Below are 19,438 nucleotides of genomic sequence, written 5' to 3' on the forward strand. Positions count from 1 at the left end.
CCATGGTAACTGATAGGGCTAGCTTTCCTAAAAAGCCATGCCTTCCGGCGGCTACGAAGCACGAGGCCGCTTAAAGCCCCTCATCACGCTAGCGCGCTGACTCCTTGGGGGACTCGGACGCGGGCGCAGAAGAATCGGCGCATTCTGAGTCCATCTCAGCCATCTGCTTTAAATCACGGATGAACTTCTCCGGATCAAACTCGGTGAAATACTCCGGACCGGCAAAATTCTCCTGCCCCATGGGACTAGACCTCCGTGTTATTGATGGAAGAAGTAATGAAGTCCTTCACGGCGCCGGCATCGTTGGGCAGGTCCGTCACGCGGCGCTCGGCATCCATGATGCCCGCGAAGCGCTCCGGGGTCTCCGGCTCCCGGCCCAGCGCCTCCCGGATGGTTTCAGAGAACTTGACCGGCAGGGCGGTCTCTAGGCACACGATGGGGGTGTCTACGCCCTCAGCCTGCGCGCCGCGGGCGACCTTGATTCCATCGGCGGTATGCGGATCCACAACCACGCCGTAGGCCTTTTCCACCTCCGCGATGGTCTGAATGCGATCGGCGTGGGTCGACGAACCAGAGATGAAGCCGTACGTGCCGGTGGCCTGGTCCATCAGATCCTGCTCAATGACAAAGCCGCCGGCCTTAACCTTTTTGCCAAATAGCTCAGCCACGGCCTGCGCGTCGCGGCCCATCAGGTCGAAGACGAAGCGCTCGAAGTTGGAGGCGCGGGAGATGTCCATAGACGGAGAGGAAGTAGCATAAGTCTCCGCGGACGGGCGGGGGCGGTAGTTGCCGGTGCGGAAGAACTCATCCAGCACATCATTTTCGTTGGTGGCCACGATCAGGCGGTCGATGGGCAGCCCCATCTGGCGGGCGATATGGCCGGCGCAAATGTCGCCGAAGTTGCCGGTGGGCACGGAGAAGGAAACCTTCTGGTCATTGGACTCGGTGATTTTTAACCAGCATGAAATGTAGTAGACGACCTGCGCCATCAAGCGGGCCCAGTTGATGGAGTTAACCGCGCCGATGCGGTTACCAGCCTTAAACTGCGCATCGGAGGATACGGCCTTGACCACGTCCTGGCAGTCATCGAATACCCCATCCAGCGCGATATTGAAGATGTTTGGGTCATCCAGGCCAAACATTTGCGCCTGCTGGAACGGGGTCATGCGCCCGGCCGGGGTCAGCATGAATACCCGGATGCCCTTGCGGCCACGCATGGCGTACTCAGCGGAGGACCCGGTATCACCGGAGGTAGCCCCCAGGATGTTGAGTTCCTGGCCGCGGCGGGCCAGTTCATACTCGAAGAGCTCACCCAGCAGCTGCATGGCCATGTCCTTAAACGCCGCCGTAGGCCCCTCAGACAGGTGGCCAATGTAGAGGCCATCGCCCAGTTCGGTTACAGGAACAATCTCCTCCGATGAGAACTTGGGGTGGGTGTACGCGCGTACCGCGATGCTTTCTAGGTCATCTGCGGGGATGTCATCAACAAACAGCTTGAGGACCTCGGCGGCAAGCGCTGCGTATCCCTTGTCCTTGAGCAACTCACGCCATGACGTAAGCTGTGCGTCGCTGAGCTGGGGATAAGTCTCAGGCAGGTACAAACCACCATCCGGTGCCAGGCCACCGAGCAGGATGTCAGTGAACTTGGCCGGGGTCTTTAGGCTATCTCGCGTTGAAATGTAATCCACGGGGTACATCCTAGCCGGTGCTCCCTGGGTTGTGGGTGTCTTCGCCACCAAAATTGCCACCCCGTGAAACCGAAATCCCAATAGGTAGGAAACTACAGGCCCTCCGTGAGGAACCGCACGGTACCGTCTATGTCATCGAGGAACTCACGCATCGCGGCCACCGCCTCCGTTTCCTCGCGGCTTACCCGGTTTATCCCATCCTCACCGATATTGAAGATCTCCGCTCCCGGAATGGCCATTAGCACCGGCGAATGGGTGGCGATAATAAATTGCCCACCCCGGCGCGCCTGCCGGGTAACCTCTGCCAACAGGGCCATCTGGCGCACGACGGTGAGACCAGCCTCCGGCTCATCGAAGATATATAGGCCCTCGCCGTGGACGTGTTCATCGAGTACATCGAAGATGGATTCGCCGTGCGAGCGGGAAAAGAGGTCAACGGAGGGGTCTAACACGCTGCGCCCGGCGCGTTCTTCGGGGTGTTGCCCCGCGGCCAGCAGGCTCATGTGGGTTTCCGCCCGAAGGAAATAGCCGCGCTGGATGACTCCGCTCGTCCGCGGGTATAGGTGGAAAGACAGCGGGGATTCCGTGCCCGTGTTCATCCTTTTGTGGTCATGGATTCTCCCGCCCGATCCGCCGAAGCCTAGGCGCAGGGCTATTGCCTCTATCAGCGTGGATTTTCCCGCGCCGTTATCCCCGGCGATGATGCTGACCGGTGAGGATAAGGTCAGCGTTTCGCGCAGCAGGTACCGCACCACCGGCAACTGCCAGATATAGGAATATTCTGCCCTATCGCCACTCCTGGGGGCGGTGACGCGTAAGGATTTGAGGAGCATTAATCCTGGCCCCCGCTCGGCGGGAGCGCCGCGGCGGAATCGGCGAGGTATCCGCCGTACGGTATGGCGACAAGGCCAAGGTCGAAGGCCTTGAGAACCGCGTTGGCCTCGTGCGGGCTCATCTCGCCTAAGCCCACGGATTTTTCCAGGCTCCTGCGCAGGGCCTGACGGTTGGCCTCGGTGACCTGCCCCGGCGTGACGTAGGCGGGCAGTGAATCGGCGGGAACCCCAAGCGCTTCTGCCAACTCAATAAGGCGGGCGCTACCGTTGGCTGGTGACTGTGATTGCTGCTCGGTTTGATCCTGCGGGGTCACGCCGCTTAGCGCGTCGCTCACCGTGCGGGCGTTGGGCTCGGGTGCCGAGGCTTTCACCATCAGTATGGCGGTGACCGTTAGCGTTATAAGAATCGCCGCAACAATGCCGAAGACTAGCGCTTTGGATTGACGCGGCTGGCCACTCATGGTGCTCCTTTTTGTAAGTTCGCGATTCCCGCTTGGCTTCAACGGTGAGCCCATTCTAATAAGGCCGACTGCGAGTGGGAAGAAGGCGTGCGTTATTTCTCATCTGCGTCGCGGGTACCGTCCTCGTCGGTGTCCCGGAAGGAGCCGAAGCTGTGCCCGCGGCGGCCGGCTGGGCCCCGGCCCGAGCCGGGTTCGCGGTTGCGCTCGAGGTGCTCAGAGATAAAGTCGAAGATCCCGCTTACAGCCTCACTGCCCGCGTCAACTAGCTCCTCGACGCCGCGGCGGGCCACCTGATTGTCTAGAAACTCCAGCGGATTGCCGGGGGTCCCGGTGGGTGGAGCCTCGGCGCCGGGGTTCTTGCGGCGGCCCTCCCAGGCATCGAGGCCCTGGGGCTCGCGCTTCGGCAGCCCCCGCGGGTCCTTCACCGTGATCTTTAGCGTGGACTCCTCGAGGGTGACGCGCGCGTCCGCGGCGGCGCCCGCGCTGCGGGCGGCTTTAACCAGGGCGGAAATGTCTCCTAAGGTGGCATCCTGCAGTTCTACGGATAACGTCAATGCCATCGCGGGGCTCCTCTTTAGTGCATTCGGGTTGGGTGAGACTTTGTTTGCCTTACCCTCACCCGCCACCATAGGCCAAGGTGCCGGCGCCCTGCACGGGCGGACACCGGCGAAGGAGGGATTAGATGGAGTAGCCGCCGTGCTCCATGGATTCCGCCTCGCCCCAAAAGACCTCATCGACCACCATGCGCGCGCGGCGGGTGGTCTTAAGGTAGGCGTCTAGGAACTCCTGGTTGTCCTCCGGCGTCCACCCGGCGGCGCCGGCTACCTGCGCCAGAAGTGGGCCCGGGGCCGGCAGCTGATCCACGCGCTTGCCGCGCACAAGTACCAGCGCGTTGCGGGCGTTGGTGGCCATCAACCAGGAATCCCGCAGCGTATCCACCTGCTCCTGCGGCAGGATACCCGTGGTTGCCAGGGCATCCAGCACGCGCAGCGTTGACGGATCACGCAGTGACTCATGCTCATGGGAATGCATCATCTGCAGCAGCTGCACGGTCCACTCGATGTCCGTAAGTCCGCCGCGGCCCAGCTTCGTGTGCGTGTTGCGATCCGCACCGCGCGGCAGGCGCTCATTATCCACGCGCGCCTTCATGCGGCGAATGCTGGTGATGACGGAGTCCGGCACGCCGTCTTCTGGGTAGCGGAAGGTGTCAATCATGGACATGAAACGCTCCCCCACTTCCGCATCGCCGGCAACGAAGTTGGCACGCAGCAGTGCCTGCATTTCCCAGGGCTCGCCCCACTGCCGGTAATAGCGTTCATACGAGGCGATGGTGCGCGCGGCCGCCCCGCTTCGCCCCTCGGGGCGCAGTCCCAAATCCACTTCCAGCGGCGGGTCGCCGGAGGGCTGGGACAGGCGCCTGCGCATGCCGTCGATAATCCGGATGGCCCAGCGCAGCGCGTCTGATTCCTCAACGCCTTGGGTGGGTTCCGCCACGAACATCACGTCCGCGTCCGAGCCAAAGCCCAGCTCCATGCCACCCAGGCGACCCATGCCGATGATCGCGATGCGGGCTCGCGGCTGTTCCTGCTGCCCCGTTTCCTCATCGATGTGGGCCAATCGCCACGCGCGAACCTCGGCGCGCAGGGCGGCCTCTAGCACCGCGTTCCAGATGGTAGATAGCTCAAGGCACACGCGCTCAACCGGCATGAACCCCAGCAGATCGGCCGAAGCGATGCGGGCCAGCTCCACGCGGCGCAAGGAACGCGCCACCGCCACCGCACGCGCGGGGGAATCGTGGCGATCCGTGGAGCGGATTAGCGCACTGGAAACCTGTTCCGGCTTGGTGTCGAGCAGCTTGGGGCCCTCGGAGCCATCGGAAAGGAGCTTCACCACGTCCGGGGCTGAGATGATCAAGTCGGAGGTATACGGCGAGGAACCTAAAATCTTCATCAGGCGCTGGCCCACCACCCCTTCATCGCGGAGCATGCGCAAGAACCACGTGCGGTCCCTGGCCGCCTCGCTGAGCTTGCGGTAGTTGAGCAGGCCCGCGTCGGGATCCGCGGTATCGGACAGCCAGCCCATCAACGTGGGCAGCAAAATGGCTTGAATCCGTGCCGAGCGGGAGCTGCCCGCGGCCAGGGCGGTCAAGTGCTCAAACGCACGGTCCGGGAACCTATAGCCCAACGCCGCCAACTGCAGCTTCGCTGCCTCGGGGCTCAGGCGCAGCTCCTCGGAAGACAGCGTAACCACGGAATTGAGCAGCGGACGGTAAAACAGGCGGGAATGCAGATCGGAAATCAGCACGCGCACCTTCTTCAGGTGCGCCTGCATGGTCTCCACCGCGGACTTTTTACCCTCAGCCCGGAAGCCGGAAATCGCGGCCAGCCACTGCAGGGCTTCTTTATCATCTGCCGGCGGCATGGTGTGGGTGCGGCGGAAGCGCTCTAGCTGCAGGCGGTGCTCTAGGAGGCGCAGAAATTCATAGGCCTCGATGAGCTGATTGCCGTCCTCGCGGCCCACGTAACCAGCCTTGACCAGCGCGGCCAACGCATCCACGGTGGCCAAGGTACGCAGGGATTCATCGGAACGGCCGTGAACGAGCTGGAGCAGCTGCACCGCAAACTCCACGTCGCGCAGGCCTCCCACGCCCAGTTTCAGCTCGCGATGCCGCAGGTCCTTGGGCACGTTCTCTAGGACCCGGCGGCGCATGGACTGCACGTCCTCCACGAAGGAGTCCCGCAGGGACGCCTCCCAGACCATGGGGCCGATGCCCGCGATGTAATCATCCCCCAGCGGCACGTAGCCGGTCATGGGGCGGGCCTTGAGCTGGGCCTGAAATTCCCAGGTCTCAGCCCAGCGCTTGTAGTACGCCACGTGGGAATCCAACGTGCGCACCAGCGCCCCAGCCTTGCCCTCGGGGCGCAGGGCCGCGTCCACCTCGAAGAAGCAGGCGGAACCGATGCGGTTGAAGTCCGCCGCTAGGCGCGTAGCCTTTTGCGTCGAATCCCCGTCCCCCAGGGATTCGAAAACAAAGATGACGTCCACGTCGGAGATGTAATTTAATTCCCCGGCGCCGCACTTGCCCATGGCCATCACGGCCAACACGGCATCCAGTGGCTGGGCGTCATCGCCGCGGCCGTAGACGTTGCCCACCGCCACGGCCAGTGCCGCCGTCAAGGCCGCGTCCGCAAGCGCGGTGGTAAGCCTAGTCACCGTGGTGAACGGGACCTCAGGCTGCAGCCTGCTTTGGCCCTTGCGGGGGACAAATGTGCCGGCCAGGTCGTGGGCCGCCACGCGCATGATGAGGGTGCGGTAGGCGGATTTGAGGAGCCTTTTCGCATCCGCATCCGAGGCCTGCGCCCTGTAGGTGCCCGCCGTATCTAACGCGTCAGAGGCCGGATCGGGGCGGTCTAGAGCTTCGATGAAGTCCGCCGGGGCAGCGTCAACTGTCCCCAGCATGGCCTGGAGCATCTCCCCCGGCGTGGGCAGGTCTTTGGCAAGTTCCTTCCACAGCTCGGGGTTCGCGGCCAGGTGGTCACCAAGCGCGGTGGAACCGCCCAATAGTGCGATCAGCCGCACGCGCAGCGCCTGATCGCCGCGGATTGCCGCGTCTAATTCCTTGCCCTCATCCTCCAGCGCGGTATAGACGCGCATAAGCGTGTTGAGCGCCAGGTCCGCGTCGCCCGCTGAAGCCAGCGTCCAGAGGAGCTCAAGAGAATCCTCGTTGTCCCATCCCAGCCATTCCAGATCCTTAGCCGCCGTGGGGCGGGTAAGCCCCAGCGCGGCCGGCGAGGGAACGGTGGTCCTCAGCCCTGCCATGGATGCACTCCCCCTTTAATCTTTAGTAGTTATTGTTCAGCTCGTACGGGGTGATCTGGCGCTGGTAGCTGTGCCAGTTGTCCCACTTCGAACGCAGGAAATACTCGAAGATATGCTCGCCCAAGACCTCGGCCATGAATTCTGAACGTTCAAAAATACGCAGCGCCTGGTCTAGGGAGGACGGGAGATCCTCGTACCCCATGGCGCGGCGCTCGCGGCGGCTGAGCATGTTCAGGTTGTCCTCGGCGGGTTCTACCGGGTCATAACCCTCACGGATTCCCTTAAGCCCCGCGGCCAACAGCACGGCGTAGGCCAGGTATGGGTTAGCTGCGGAATCTAAAGAGCGGATCTCCACGCGGCGGGATTCCGGCTTGTTCAGCCGGTAAGTAGGCACGCGGATCAGCGCAGAGGAATTGGACACTCCCCACGTGGCGGCGCCGGGAGCCTCGGCGCCGAACATCAGGCGCTTGTAAGAGTTCACCCACTGGTTCGTCACCGCGGACATCTCCCGGGCGTGGCGAAGCACGCCCGCGATGAACTGCTTGGCAGTCTTGGACAGGGAGAACTCATCATCCGGGTCATGGAACGCGTTTTCATCCCCTTCAAACAGGGAGAAGTGCGTGTGCATGCCGGATCCTGAGTGCTCCTCGAAGGGCTTGGGCATGAAGGACGCCTGCACGCCCTCTTCCACGGCCACGTTTTTGACCACGTAGCGGAAGGTCATGATGTTATCCGACATGGTGAGCACGTCCGCATGGCGCAGATCGATTTCTTGCTGGCCCGGCGCGGTTTCATGGTGGGAAAACTCAGTGGCAATGCCCATGCTTTCCAGGCGGCTCATGGCGTGGCGGCGGAAACGCGGCACCTGATTGCGGGTGGCCTGGTCGAAGTATGCGCCGTTATCGGTGGGGTGCAATTCAAAGTTGTCCTTAAGGACGTCCACCAAGTAGAACTCGATTTCCGGCGCCACCATGCAGGTAAAACCGTCATTGGCGGCGTCCTGGACCTGGCGGCGCAGGATATTGCGCGGGTCCACCAGGGATGGCTGGCCGTCCGGCTGGGCGATATCGCAGAACATGCGTGCCGAGCGCATCTCCGGGTCATCCTCGTCGAAAGGCATCAACTGGAACGTGGACGGGTCAGGCAGCGCGATGGTGTCTGACTCCGACAGGCGGGAAAACCCCTCCACCGAAGAGCCGTCAAAGCCCACGCCTTCTTCAAAGGCCGCCTCCAGCTCCGACGGGCTCATCATCACTGATTTTAGGGCGCCTTGAATATCTGTAAACCAGAGACGGATAAATCGAATATCGCGTTCTTCCACGGTGCGCAGGACAAACTCATGTTGGCTATTCATGTCCCCCACCTTAGTGGAGTGCCAACTGCGTTGTGCGGAAAAATTCCACCACTCCTCCCAGCTCGGCGAAGTTTTAAGGGGGTTACAGGCGGGGGCAGTACCCTCCCCGCGCCCCCTGCCTGCGTGGGAGAGTAACCCCAGGCAATTCAAACATTTCTTCGAAACATTCCTGGGGGATATACGATCATGACCACCACCTCACACGCTGATGAATATGGCCACGCGGACTTTGACCGCAGTGACTTCCGGCAGGTCCACGACGCCGTGGAATACGAAACCATGGTCCAGCGCCTCGTTGGCGCCATTGTCGACGCGGCCACCCGGGGCTGGGGCCCGCGGGACCTCACCCACGTGCTAGGCAAGGACGTGGGTGGTTTCGCCTTTAGGGCCGCCCCGCGCGTTCCCGCCAACGTTGCCGCCACGGCGCTGCGCGCGTCCTGGCTGCGCTGCCCCGCAAGCTCCCTTTCGCGCCTGACTTTAGGCAGACTGCATAGCCTTTATGAAAGCGTTGTTAGCCTTGGCCGTTTGAATGACGCGGAGCTTCTCGCCAACGCCGGCGGTAGCAAAGGCAGCCCGGCGAACGCGAATGAGACTCATGCCCAGCGCAAAGCCCGGTTGAAGGTTAAGGCGCTCCTGCGCAAGGCCGAATCCACGGAATTCGAGGAGGAGGCGGACACGTTGGTGGCCAAAGCCCAGCAGCTGCGCCAGCGGTACCGTTTGACCGAGGCAATGGAAGAGGAACAATCCGAGGTTGTAGCCCGGCGCGTCTACATCACCGCCCCGTGGGTCAAGCACCAGTTTTCCCTGTTGGGGGCCGTGGCTCGGGCCAATGGCTGCGCGGCCTTATTGCTCGATGGGCGCGGGATTGCCGTAATCTTTGGCACCGCCGCCGATACGGACCATGCCTGCGATCTCTTTGAGTCTTTGAACCGTCAGTGCGCATGGTTCATGGACCGTGGCCCGCATTACGCGGCCGCCCGGCGAAACCGCGAGACCTCTGCGTACCGCCGCAGCTTCCGTTTGGCTTACGCAGCCCGGATCTCCGAGCTGCTCCGCGCGGCCAACGCGGCCAGCCAATCCGCCGAACCCGGGTCAGGCGACGCGGTGGAAACGTCCGCGGCGCATTCAGCATATGACATCACGTCTAGGGCCCTGCCGGTTCTGGCCCGCCGCTATACCGCAGCAGAGGAATGCCTCAGCCGCACCTTCCCGCACGTGACCGCCATGAGCCTGTCCGCGACCAGCCACGGCGGAATGGTAGACGGCGTGGATGCCGCGGCCAAGTCCCGCCTAGGCGGGGATGGCTACGGCGTTTTTGGCCGGCGCCAGATTGCCTCCTAGTTTCTCAATTAGCAAGGCTAAGCCGCTTTAATGGACCTCTACTACCCCGGCCTTGGGCCACATCCCCACAACCCCAGCCCGCTGGTCCTCTGGGCGGTATGGTGAGAGTTAATAGAAAGGCCACATGAGCCCCTCCCGTGGCCGTATCTTGTGACCGTGACCTAGAGATGACACCAGACTGAAAGCAGGTACATCATGCCGGATAACCGCTTCTTGGAAGTTGAAGCGAAGTTCGCCGTTGACGCTGACACTGCCCGCCCGGATCTCACCCAATTGGAGCAGATCGCGTCCATAAGCGAGAAGCGCAATGAGTCTTTGTCTGCCATCTACTATGACACTGAGGACCTGCGTTTGACCCGCAGCAAGATCACGCTGCGCCGGCGCACCGGCGGCCATGATGATGGCTGGCACATCAAGCTGCCGGGCACCATGGGCCGCATTGAGATCCGCGCGGAGCTCCACCCGCCGGTTGGTGGTGAGTATGTCATCCCAGAAGAACTCCTGGCTCAGGTGCGCTCCATTGTGCGCAATCAGCCCCTGCACCCCGTGGCGCAGGTGGATAACAACCGCTGCGAAATTGTCTACGCGGACGCCCAAGGCACCCCTGTCGCCGAGTTTTGCGATGACCGCGTGACCGCCCGCTCGCACCTGCCCGGCGGCGAAGAAACCTCCTGGCGCGAGTGGGAGGTAGAGCTTACCGGCGAAGTATCCGGCACGGAGGCGGGCCTTAAGCTGCTGTCCGCGGCCTCCTCCGCCCTCCTTGCCGCCGGCGCCCGCACCGCGGATTCCCCCTCCAAGCTGGCCACCGCGCTGGGCTCCTCCATCGATAACGCTCCCCTGCCACCATTTTCCCGGGTGGCCGACGTGGACAAGGATTCCGCAGCCTTTGCCGTGGTGCAGGCGCTCAAGGCCAACCGGGATAAGCTCGTGGCGTATGACCCGCGCGTGCGCGCCAACGAATATGACTCCGTCCACCAGATGCGCGTAGCGACCCGTGAATTACGCAGCCACCTGCAGACCTTCCACGGTATCGTGGCCGGCCCGGAGATTGAACGCATTGAGGCGGAGTTGAAAATCCTGGCTGGCTACCTGGGTATCGCACGCGACGCTGAGGTGGTGGAAGAGCGCTGGAAGGGGCTCTTGGAATCAGAGGATTCCGGCGCGCTGGATGAGGCCGCCCGTGAGCACCTTAACCGTGACATGGGCCGGGCGTACCGCCGCGCCCACCGCCGCGTGGTGGCGGGGCTAAACTCCCAGCGCTATTTTGACCTCCTCGATAGCCTGGATGCCCTATTGGCCGACCCGCCCGTGGTTGAGGCGCCCCAGCAGCCGGATACCGCGGCGGAACCGCCTCAAGAATCCGTCGACGCACAAAAAGCTGCGGGCCCCTCGGAGGACATGGCGACCGTCATGGCCCGCCACCTCACCAAGGCGTATGAGAAGCTGGTTCGGCGCCACCACAAGGCCATGGAAAACCGCCACAACCCGGAGCTCACGCTGCATGAGCGCGAGGAATACTTCCACGACATGCGCAAGGCCGCCAAGAAGCTGCGCTACGCCGCCGAGGCCGCAGGTTCCGCCGCGGGGCTAAAGACCAAGAAGGTGTACAAGGCCTGCAAGCAGATGCAGGAGGTTCTGGGCGACTTCCAGGATTCCGTGACCTCGCGTGACAAACTCCTCGAGGTTGCCGCCACCGCTCGCCGCCGCGGCGAGGACACCTTTGGTTACGGCGTGCTCTACCAGCTTGAACGCTCCATCGGCCAGAAGGCCCTGGAGGATTACGAGGATGCCTTTGAGGACATCGAGGATGCCTTCAAGTCCCTGCGCAAGCGGATGAAGCGCGCCGAAAAGGAGCGCGTGCGTGCGGCCCGCAGGGCTGAGAAGGAAGCCGCCGCCAAGGCCGCGAAAAAGAAGGCCAAGCAAGAGGCCAAGGCTAAAAAGGCCGCGAAGAAGAAAGCCAAGCAAGAGGCCAAGCAAGCCGCCGCCCGGGATGTGGCCGATGCCGCCTTAGCAGATGCTAAGGCGCAGGAAGATAAGCACATAGCCGAAAGCGTGGACGAACAGTGGGCGGATGCCGCGGGATCCATGGGCCTTGCCCCTGACGGCCTGCCACTTAAGGGTGACGATAATCAGGATTAGGCTTTTCAGCCTGGCGAGAAAAAGCACCCGCGTACGGCCCTAATAGGTGGGCCGTGCGCGGGTGCTGCGCTCTACGTTGCACGAAGCGCCGGGGCTAGGGTTCTACTTCTCCCAGGAAGCAGGCTCGCCCCAGTTATCGTCTTCTTCTTCGGCCGCATCGGCGGCGCGGTTGCGCTCCTGGGCGGTCTTGATGGCCACCTGCGCCTCTTCGCGGCTGGCGTAGGGGCCCATGCGGTTATCCCAGCTGGATTCCTTGCCCTGGGTTACTTCACCGGTAGATGGGTTGTAGTACCACTGCTCTTGCGAGCCTGCCATGACGGTCACTCCTTCTTAAGCGGTGGCTTCAGTGCAGGCCACCAACGTCCAACGGGTAGTAGCCACCACAGTACAGTTACTGTTCGGGGTGTGCCGCTAGAATATGACAGACCACGCACACTTTTTAGATCTTTACCTTTATTTAGTTCAAGGAGTTCGATTCACATGCCAATGTGGCCAGTGCCCACTGCCCCCGCCGCCGAGCGCGCCGCGCAGCTACACCAGAAGCTGGTGGGCACCGCCGCAACGCATGTGGCAAGCGCCCCGGCGACGTGGCCTCTCATTGGCGAACACATCGACCACTACGGCGGCGTGGTTGTCATGGGTTCGGCGGCGCTACGCGCCGCGGCGGCCGTCTCCCCGCGCAAAGATGGCGTCATCTCCGTCACCCAGGTCAGTACGGACGCGCAGGGCGCGCAAGAAAAGCGGGCCGCCGAGGTCACGCTGGACCGCCTAGGAGAGCTGGCCGCCGCCCAGCAGCCCACCATCGATAAGGCCGGGCGCACCGTGCTCGCGGATCCGCCGACCGGCGGCCTGGCGGAGCGCGTGGGCGGCGTGATCTATTCCTTGATTAACCGCCAGCAGCTCTCCCGCGAAACCGCGGGCGCGGATGTCACCATCGTCACAGACATTCCGCTGGATTCCGGCCTGGGTGGCCAGGCGGCCGCCGATGTGGCGGTTGCGCTAGCCATGATGGGCGATTCCACTGATCTTAACGAGGCACCCCTGCGCGCCCGCATTGCGGAAATATGCGCGCAGGCTGTTGACCTGTTTTCCGCCACCCCGGCGCTGCGCGCCCGCCACACCACGGCGCTGCGCGGCAGTGACACGGACGTCACCGTGGTTGACTACGCGGATGGTTCTGTGACCCATGCGCCGCACCCGCTAAACAAGGATGAGGCCGCGTTTATCATCTCCGTGCCGGCCGCGGCGCGGCCTGACGAGGCGGTGGAGGAGATTCGCCGCCGCCAGCGCTTCGTTGATGCCGCGTGCCACGCCTTCGGCGCGGAATCCCTGCGCCTTTTGCCCGACGCACCGCAGCGCGTAATCGAATGGCTGGCCGCGGTCCACAAGGTTCAGGGCGCGGACAACCAGCCAACCCTGGCCGAGGCATCCGCATGGCTAAACTTCTACGAAGAAGAAACATCCCGCTCCCAGGCCTTTGCCCGTGCGCTGCGCTCCCGCCGCGCCGCGGAGCTCCACCCGCTGCTCACCCAGTCCCAGTCCGCGCTGAAGACCATGTACGCCTTGAATTCCGCGGAGAAGCTGGTTGAGCTGGCAACCCTTCGCGGCGCGCACTCAGCCCGCGCGGTGACCGCTGGCACTTCCGCATCGGTGGTGGCCTACGTCCCGGCCAGGGCCGCCGCGAACTTCGCCGCAGATCTTGCCGATGACGGCCTCACCGTAATCCCCCTCCAGCCCGGCGCCAACGCCCGCGTGGAAAGCTAGTCGCTTCTAATCCGCCGGCCAGGCAAACGTCACGTTGCGCGTGGTCACATCCGCCTCGATGAGGGAAATGGCGGTTTCCGTTCCCTCCTCCGGCGTGCCGGAGACATACGCCATCACCGGAGGTTCCACGACTAGGGCGCGGGAATTTTCCTTTTCCTCGTTGGTCTGCAAAATCACCGCATCGAAGTTCTGCCCCACCCAGGGCTGCAAGATGGTGGCCTCGGTCAGGCGCAGGCAGGCGCTGTCCACCTGGGAGGCCTTGCCGGTGGTAGAACGCATGACATCGGCGACCTCGGACGCCTTGGCGGTCACCCACTCCGGGATATCCTCTCCGGCGTAGAGCGCCAGGCACGTTTCGGTTGCAAAACGGTCAACGAGCCGGCGCAGCGGCGCGGTGACATGCGCGTAGTAGCCGCCGATTCCGGCGTGCACCTCGGCCTCATCCTCGCCCAGGTACACGTAATTGGCGCCGCGCAATAGCTTCGCCGCCTCACGCATCACGGCCATGCCGCGCGGGGAATCGGCGTCAACGGATTGCAGGAATGAGGTGATGGACTCCCCCACCTCATAGCCCAAAGCGGCGGCCTCACGGCGAAATTCCGCTTCCGATTCCTCCGTGGCCTCCCCCAACGTGCGCAAAAAGCCCACGGAGGCCTTGGTCATCATCTGGCCGGCGCACATGCCGGTCAGCAGGGAAATCTCTGAGTTGTAATCCATCACCTCGTGGCGCGGCTCCGTAATCAGGGAGAAGGTTCCATCCTCATTTTCCTGCACGCGCTGGGAGGCCAACCGCAGGTTGACCGCGTCGCGGCGAAGCGCGGACGCCTCGCGAAGCTTGCCCACCTCGGGCAGCAGCGCGATCGAAGAGTGCATGGAGCCGTTGACCAGGTCCTCATGGACGCCGTCATAGTCAAGGCGCGCGCGGGAGCGCACCAGCGCGCGCTCCACTGAAAAGTCCTCCACCTCGCCGGCGCTATCGAGGTCAAATATCCACAGCACCGCCGGGCGGTCCACGTCCGGCAGCAGGGAGCCCTTGTCCTCACTCAGCTCCGGCGGGTGCAGGCGGGCCGGCTCATCCGGCAGGTAAATAGTCTGCCCGCGCCTAAAGGATTCGGCTTCGATGGCCCCGCCCGGCTCAACGAAGGCCGCCACGTCCGCGATGGCATAGAACACGCGGTAGCCGCCATCGCGCGTTTCAATGGCCACCGCCTGGTCCAAGTCCTTAGAACCTGCCGGATCGATGGTCACCAGCGGGATATCCCGGGCATCGCGCCGGGAGTCCGCGTAGCGGTCAGTAAGTACCTCGGCCTCCGCGGTCACCTCGGCGGGGAAGGATCGCTGCACCTTGAATTCTTCGGCGACGGGTTGAAAATCTAGATTGGCGGCATAGAGCTTCATAACGCCCCATTGTTCCACAGCGACTCAGTTCCGGCTGGGCGGTTTGCGGCGGCTTGTGCGCGCAACTCCCCGGCGCCGCGACAGCGGATCACCCCGCACCCCACCGGTCAGCGGGCCGCGCACACCAGCCGGCCAGCGCCCGCTGCGTTGAAAAAGGGCGAATGAGTCAGCCTGTAAGCCGGATTCTGTCTACCGGCACCACCGCAGTGATGCCGCGGTGATCATCCATCTGGGCTAGCCATTGGCTAGCCTCAAGCAGCTACCTTCAGGCTTGGGCGAGCAGCCCTTAAAACGCCTGATCGGACCCGAAACACGTGGCGGGTCTTGATGCCTTGCTCCCGGTGGGGTTTACCCAGCCACCCCAATCACTTGGGGTGCTGGTGCGCTCTTAACGCACCGTTTCACCCTTACCTCGTAGCCCCGCACCGCGCTAAATCGCGGGCGGGAAACGCGGCGGTCTACTTTCTGTTGCACTTGCCCGCGGGTCGCCCCGGGTTGCCGTTAGCAACCACCGTACTCTGTGGAGTCCGGACTTTCCTCGACTTCCGCAGCCACGCCCTGAATAAACAGGACGCGCGTCCGGTCGCCGCGATCACCCAGCTGGCTCATTCGCGTGGATAATTCTAGCCCCGCTAGCCCAGCCCGGCCAAGTGGCCCACATCATTGATGCCGCGCACCAGGGATCCGCCATCCCAGAACTCAACCTCGCTGATGGCGGCCAGGTCTAAAAAGATGCGGCTAAAGGTGACCGGACCCGCGTCAAGGCCCTGGCGGAGGAAGGACTTGATGGGGTTGACGTGGCTTACGATCAGCACTCGCTTGCCAGCGTATTTCTTTTGTAATTCAACTCGCGCCGCGCGCACGCGGCGGTGCAGCCCCTGTAAAGACTCGCCTCCCGGCGTGGACACGGACGCGTCCCCCATCCACTGCGAGTGCAGTTCGGGATCCCGCTCGCGTGCCTCCTGGAAGGTCTTTCCCTCCCACAGGCCAAAGTCCAACTCCGTCAACTTCTCGTGGACGTCCACCTCCACGCCGGTGGCCTGGGATACGGCGGCCGCGGTATCCAGGCAGCGCTTGAGCGGCGAGGAGACTATCGCGTCTATCTGGCACTGCTCATCGGTGCCGAAGCGCGCCGCCAGCGCCTGGGCGGCGGCCACGACCTGCTTTTGACCAAGCTCGGTCAGCTCGGCGTCCGTGCGCCCGGAGTATTGCTTTGCCGCAGACATCCGCGTCTGGCCGTGGCGCAACAGGATAAAGCTGGTAACCGGCCCCCGGTCGGCGAGCCAATCGGAGGGCTGCGGCTTGAAAGCCGAATCGGTAGCCGGAGATTGTGCGCCGGTGCCTAATCCCGCCAACTCCACCCTCGCGGCCGCGCGTTCGCGGCGCTCCGCCTCGTCCTTTTCGGCCTTCTCGGCGGCCCACTTGTCCGCCTTGGCCTGCACGCGCGCGATGGCGTCCGCCTTGGCCACCGGATCCTCCGCCTTGGGTTCCGGCTCCGGTTCCGCCTGCGCTGGTGATGCCCCGCCCACGATGCCAACCGGCTTTCCGGCGGCGGCCGCGTCCATCGCGTCATTGGACAGCGCGTCAGCCACCTTGTTTTTGGCCCGCGGGACCCATTCCAGGGAAAAGGAATCAAGCTCATTGACCAGCGCGCGGGCCTTAAGCGCCAGCTTCTGCATGTCTGGGTGCTTAATCTTCCAGCGGCCGTTGACCTGCTCTACTACCAGTTTGGAGTCCATGTAAAACTCCACCTCGGTAGCGCCAAGCTCATGGGCGGCCTCCAGGCCGCGCAGCAGGCCGTGGTATTCCGCCACGTTGTTGGTGGCCTTGGTGCCCACCACGTAGGCAATCTCTCGCAGAATCCGCTGCTTGTCCGCGGAGTAGACCACGGTGCCGGAACCGGCCACACCCGGGTTTCCGCGGGAGCCGCCATCGGCAAAGATAACTACCTTCACGAGCTAAGCGCCTTTCATGGGGTTGAGTTTCGTCGGGGAGTAAACGGAATGCGGCTTAAGCCTGGCGGATGAGGTAGGAGCCGCAATCGGAGCACTGCGGCACCACGTCGGCGGCGGCGTTGAGGATCGCGGAACGGTCCGCCGGCGGCAGGACAATGTGGCAGCCGCCGCACGTCTTCCCCTGCATGAATGGCGCCGCGCCCACGCCGTTTTCGATGCGCTGGCGGTCAAACTCGGCGATGACATCGGCGGGCAGCTGCCCGCGCAGCTCGGCGATCTTCTCCTCGGGATCCGGCTGGTTAGCGGCGGATTCCCGGGCGGCCTCGGCGGCGCGGCGGGCCAGCTCAATCTTGCGGGTTGACTCATCGATGCGGGCGCCGTGCACATCGACGTTCTGGCGCAGCGCGTGAATCTCATTGTGCGCTTCCTGGATTTCGCCGACGATGTCACTCAGGCGAAGCTGGGTAGCGCTGAGATCGTGCTGGAGATCCTTGCGCTTTTCCGGATCCGTCTCGGCGGTGAGCTGGGCGCGGTCATCGCGCTCGCGGCGGCGCAACTTTATCTGATCGGCCTGAATGCGCAGCAGCTCATTTTCGATATCATCCACGGCCATCTGGGCGGAACCCGCCGCGTCCAGCAAGCGGGCGTGGTTCGCCTCGAGCTTGGCCAGTTCTAGGTCTTCGGGGCTCTGGGGGTTAGCGCCACCGTTGGCGGCGCCGTATGCCTTAGAGCGTTCTAGGTTGGCCAGTTCCAGCAGAACCGGCTGGAGTCCTTTAGCTAGCTTCATATCCCTTATAACCTCAAATCCTCGTGTTTAGTTCTCACGACCCGGGTGTGCGGACACGGTCCACGGGTCAGTGCGTATGTTGATTACCTCTATCTCTACGCCCGTCTGGAGTCTAACAATATCGCTCGCCTGCTCTGTCCACGGAAACTCGCTGGCCCAGTGGGCGGTGTCAATCACCGCGCAGCCACCGGCGCGCAGGTGTTCATCCACGGGATGGTGGCGCAGGTCTGATGTCACGTAGACGTCCGCGCCCAGCTTGGCGGCGGCATCGAGGAAGCCATCGCCGGAGCCGGAGGACACCGCGACGGTCTCCACCAGCTGCTCGGGATCGCCGGCGGCGCGCACGCCCCAGGCGGTCTCCGGGAGGGAATCGGCCACGCGCTGCGTAAATTCCTGCAGGGTCATAGGCTCATCCAGCTTGCCCACGCGCCCCAGGCCATAGGCCTCATCCAGGGACTTGCGCCCCACGGTCTCCACGATGTCATAGGCGGGCACCTCGTACGGGTGGGCCTTCGCTATGGCGGACTCCACGGCGCTGCGTACGGAGGACGGGGCCACGAACTCGATGCGTACCTCGGGCCCGGAATGGATCTGCCCCACGGTGCCCTCGGCGGGATTGGCGCCTTCTACCGGCTTGAACTGTCCCGTGCCCTCAAACTCGAAAGAGCACTCCTCGTAATTGCCAATGGAACCCGCCCCTGCGGCGAAGATGGCGGCCTTGAGGTTAGCGGCCCCGGAAGGAGGCACGTGCACGCCCCACTTGTCCACGATCTCAGGGTCCTTGGGGACAATGGGCCGGCCCGGCGTGATGCCCACCAGCTCCGCCAGCTTGTCATTGACGCCCGGGCGGGCGGAATCCGCATTGGTATGCGCGGAAAATAGCGCCACGCCACCGGTCAGCAGCGTGTGGATGACCTTGCCCTTGGGCGTATCCGCGGCGACGGAGGTCACCCCGCGCATGAGCAGCGGATGGTGAACAACCAGCATCTGCGCGCCGGCCGCCACCGCCGCCTCCGCCACCGCCTGGGTGCAATCCAGGGCGAAGGCTACCTTGCGCACCGGCGCCTGCGGATCGCCACAGATAAGGCCCACCGCGTCCCACTTTTCCGCCAGGTGCGGCGGGTAGGCGGCGTCCAAACAGGCACGGATATCACCAACGGTGGTTCCAGCAGCGCTCACAATAAACTCCTTTGCTGTGTTTCGGCTCCCGCCCCATCCTACTGTCCGTGACAGACTGGAAGGTTATGAAGGCGCTTTTGCTCGACGTTGACGGCACTCTCATTGATTCCTTTCCGGGCGTGCGGGACTCGCTGTTCATGGCCCTCGATGCGGTATCTTGGCCGCACCCGGCCCCGGACGTGCTCCACCGCCTGCCCGGCCCACCGCTAGAGGACACGCTGGCCGAGTACGGCATGGACGCAGCCCTGGTGACGCGGACCATGGAGGTATACCGCGCCGAATACGACGCTCGCGGCTGGGCCAACGCGCGGCTCTTTCCCGGGTGGTTGGAAACGTTGCAGGCCTGGAAGGAGCAGGGATATTTCTTGCACACCGCCACCTCCAAGGGTGAGGCCGTAGCCCACCGGATGCTTGAGCATCTGGGCGCCACGCGCTACCTGGACAGCGTGGGCGGCGCGGACGCGGCAATCGGCCGGCGCACCAAAGCGGACGTCATTGCTTGGGTGTTCGAGCGTGAGGGCCTCGATCCGGCCCGCGACGAGATTCTCATGGTGGGTGACCGGCTGCACGATACGCAGGGCGCGGCCCAGTTTGGGGTGCCCACCGCCCTGGTGGGCTGGGGTCATGGGAGCCGGAAGGAATGGGACGCCGCGGCCTACTTCGCGCCGGACATGCCGACACTTCGTGCGGTGGTAGACGCCCACTTTAATCCGTAGGCTA

Annotated in this window: 15 protein-coding genes, 1 other RNA gene and 1 pseudogene; 4 read left to right on the forward strand and 13 right to left on the reverse strand. The window is 63.7% G+C overall.

The window, feature by feature from the left end:
• Window positions 1-88: 88 nt before the first annotated feature.
• The 7 genes from CENDO_RS11180 to CENDO_RS07960 all read right to left on the reverse strand — a co-directional run bounded on the left by CENDO_RS11180 (window position 89) and on the right by CENDO_RS07960 (window position 8,155).
• Entirely contained in the window at window positions 89-241 is a 153-nt protein-coding gene (locus CENDO_RS11180; protein WP_168707190.1) for a hypothetical protein, read from the reverse strand.
• 4 nt (window positions 242-245) lie between these two features.
• Window positions 246-1,688, reverse strand: a complete 1,443-nt coding sequence (gene thrC, locus CENDO_RS07935) for a threonine synthase (RefSeq protein ID WP_136141556.1) — start codon at window positions 1,686-1,688, stop codon at window positions 246-248.
• A gap of 92 nt (window positions 1,689-1,780) precedes the next feature.
• A complete protein-coding gene (locus CENDO_RS07940; RefSeq protein WP_136141557.1) occupies window positions 1,781-2,521 on the reverse strand; it encodes an AAA family ATPase in 741 nt (246 codons plus the stop codon).
• Window positions 2,521-2,982 (reverse strand): hypothetical protein, encoded by a 462-nt coding sequence (locus CENDO_RS07945; RefSeq protein WP_136141558.1) that lies wholly within the window; start codon window positions 2,980-2,982, stop codon window positions 2,521-2,523. The genes CENDO_RS07940 and CENDO_RS07945 overlap by 1 nt, the downstream gene beginning before the upstream one ends.
• 92 nt (window positions 2,983-3,074) lie before the next feature.
• Window positions 3,075-3,716, reverse strand: coding sequence for a hypothetical protein (locus tag CENDO_RS07950; RefSeq protein ID WP_487249632.1), 642 nt, complete (start codon window positions 3,714-3,716; stop codon window positions 3,075-3,077).
• Entirely contained in the window at window positions 3,661-6,801 is a 3,141-nt protein-coding gene (locus CENDO_RS07955) for a bifunctional [glutamine synthetase] adenylyltransferase/[glutamine synthetase]-adenylyl-L-tyrosine phosphorylase (protein WP_136141560.1), read from the reverse strand. The genes CENDO_RS07950 and CENDO_RS07955 overlap by 56 nt, the downstream gene beginning before the upstream one ends.
• Before the next feature lie 22 nt (window positions 6,802-6,823).
• Window positions 6,824-8,155: a glutamine synthetase family protein gene (locus CENDO_RS07960; RefSeq protein WP_136141561.1), complete on the reverse strand. Its 1,332-nt coding sequence runs from the start codon at window positions 8,153-8,155 to the stop codon at window positions 6,824-6,826.
• 186 nt (window positions 8,156-8,341) lie between these two features.
• Here CENDO_RS07960 and CENDO_RS07965 point away from each other — a divergent pair, with 186 nt between their 5' ends.
• Window positions 8,342-9,496, forward strand: coding sequence for a DUF2786 domain-containing protein (locus tag CENDO_RS07965; protein ID WP_136141562.1), 1,155 nt, complete (start codon window positions 8,342-8,344; stop codon window positions 9,494-9,496).
• A 195-nt stretch (window positions 9,497-9,691) separates the two neighbouring features.
• A pseudogene (locus CENDO_RS07970) lies at window positions 9,692-11,335 on the forward strand (CYTH and CHAD domain-containing protein); the annotation flags it as partial.
• A 402-nt stretch (window positions 11,336-11,737) separates the two neighbouring features.
• Here CENDO_RS07970 and CENDO_RS07975 read toward each other — a convergent pair.
• Window positions 11,738-11,950 carry a hypothetical protein gene (locus tag CENDO_RS07975; protein WP_136141564.1) on the reverse strand — a complete coding sequence of 71 codons (213 nt, stop codon included), beginning with the start codon at window positions 11,948-11,950 and terminating at the stop codon, window positions 11,738-11,740.
• Between the two features lie 165 nt (window positions 11,951-12,115).
• Here CENDO_RS07975 and CENDO_RS07980 point away from each other — a divergent pair, with 165 nt between their 5' ends.
• Window positions 12,116-13,399 (forward strand): galactokinase family protein, encoded by a 1,284-nt coding sequence (locus tag CENDO_RS07980; protein WP_136141565.1) that lies wholly within the window; start codon window positions 12,116-12,118, stop codon window positions 13,397-13,399.
• 6 nt (window positions 13,400-13,405) lie between these two features.
• Here CENDO_RS07980 and CENDO_RS07985 read toward each other — a convergent pair whose 3' ends face one another.
• The 5 genes from CENDO_RS07985 to CENDO_RS08005 all read right to left on the reverse strand — a co-directional run bounded on the left by CENDO_RS07985 (window position 13,406) and on the right by CENDO_RS08005 (window position 18,718).
• Window positions 13,406-14,797, reverse strand: coding sequence for an RNB domain-containing ribonuclease (locus CENDO_RS07985; RefSeq protein ID WP_136141566.1), 1,392 nt, complete (start codon window positions 14,795-14,797; stop codon window positions 13,406-13,408).
• Window positions 14,798-14,955: 158 nt separating this feature from the next.
• Window positions 14,956-15,405, reverse strand: an RNA gene (rnpB, locus tag CENDO_RS07990) — RNase P RNA component class A.
• 24 nt (window positions 15,406-15,429) lie between these two features.
• Window positions 15,430-16,752: a bifunctional RNase H/acid phosphatase gene (locus CENDO_RS07995; RefSeq protein ID WP_136141567.1), complete on the reverse strand. Its 1,323-nt coding sequence runs from the start codon at window positions 16,750-16,752 to the stop codon at window positions 15,430-15,432.
• A 55-nt stretch (window positions 16,753-16,807) separates the two neighbouring features.
• Window positions 16,808-17,539, reverse strand: a complete 732-nt coding sequence (locus CENDO_RS08000; RefSeq protein ID WP_136141568.1) for a zinc ribbon domain-containing protein — start codon at window positions 17,537-17,539, stop codon at window positions 16,808-16,810.
• A gap of 27 nt (window positions 17,540-17,566) precedes the next feature.
• Window positions 17,567-18,718: a Nif3-like dinuclear metal center hexameric protein gene (locus tag CENDO_RS08005; RefSeq protein ID WP_136141569.1), complete on the reverse strand. Its 1,152-nt coding sequence runs from the start codon at window positions 18,716-18,718 to the stop codon at window positions 17,567-17,569.
• Window positions 18,719-18,765: 47 nt separating this feature from the next.
• Between CENDO_RS08005 and CENDO_RS08010 the strand changes: the two genes are divergently transcribed.
• On the forward strand, window positions 18,766-19,434 hold the full coding sequence (locus CENDO_RS08010) for an HAD hydrolase-like protein (RefSeq protein ID WP_136141570.1): 669 nt from the start codon (window positions 18,766-18,768) through the stop codon (window positions 19,432-19,434).
• Window positions 19,435-19,438 lie beyond the last annotated feature (4 nt).

Origin of the sequence: Corynebacterium endometrii (genome assembly GCF_004795735.1) — a bacterium.
Classification (GTDB): domain Bacteria; phylum Actinomycetota; class Actinomycetes; order Mycobacteriales; family Mycobacteriaceae; genus Corynebacterium; species Corynebacterium endometrii.

Bases quoted from the DNA above. Each gene is read 5' to 3' on its own strand.
- CENDO_RS11180 (WP_168707190.1), bottom strand. From the start codon at position 241: ATGGGGCAGGAGAATTTTGCCGGTCCGGAGTATTTCACCGAGTTTGAT.
- CENDO_RS07940 (WP_136141557.1), bottom strand. From the start codon at position 2,521: ATGCTCCTCAAATCCTTACGCGTCACCGCCCCCAGGAGTGGCGATAGG.
- CENDO_RS07945 (WP_136141558.1), bottom strand. From the start codon at position 2,982: ATGAGTGGCCAGCCGCGTCAATCCAAAGCGCTAGTCTTCGGCATTGTT.
- CENDO_RS07950 (WP_487249632.1), bottom strand. From the start codon at position 3,716: ATGAGGTCTTTTGGGGCGAGGCGGAATCCATGGAGCACGGCGGCTACT.
- CENDO_RS07955 (WP_136141560.1), bottom strand. From the start codon at position 6,801: ATGGCAGGGCTGAGGACCACCGTTCCCTCGCCGGCCGCGCTGGGGCTT.
- CENDO_RS07960 (WP_136141561.1), bottom strand. From the start codon at position 8,155: ATGAATAGCCAACATGAGTTTGTCCTGCGCACCGTGGAAGAACGCGAT.
- CENDO_RS07965 (WP_136141562.1), top strand. From the start codon at position 8,342: ATGACCACCACCTCACACGCTGATGAATATGGCCACGCGGACTTTGAC.
- CENDO_RS07975 (WP_136141564.1), bottom strand. From the start codon at position 11,950: ATGGCAGGCTCGCAAGAGCAGTGGTACTACAACCCATCTACCGGTGAA.
- CENDO_RS07980 (WP_136141565.1), top strand. From the start codon at position 12,116: ATGCCAATGTGGCCAGTGCCCACTGCCCCCGCCGCCGAGCGCGCCGCG.
- CENDO_RS07985 (WP_136141566.1), bottom strand. From the start codon at position 14,797: ATGAAGCTCTATGCCGCCAATCTAGATTTTCAACCCGTCGCCGAAGAA.
- CENDO_RS08000 (WP_136141568.1), bottom strand. From the start codon at position 17,539: ATGAAGCTAGCTAAAGGACTCCAGCCGGTTCTGCTGGAACTGGCCAAC.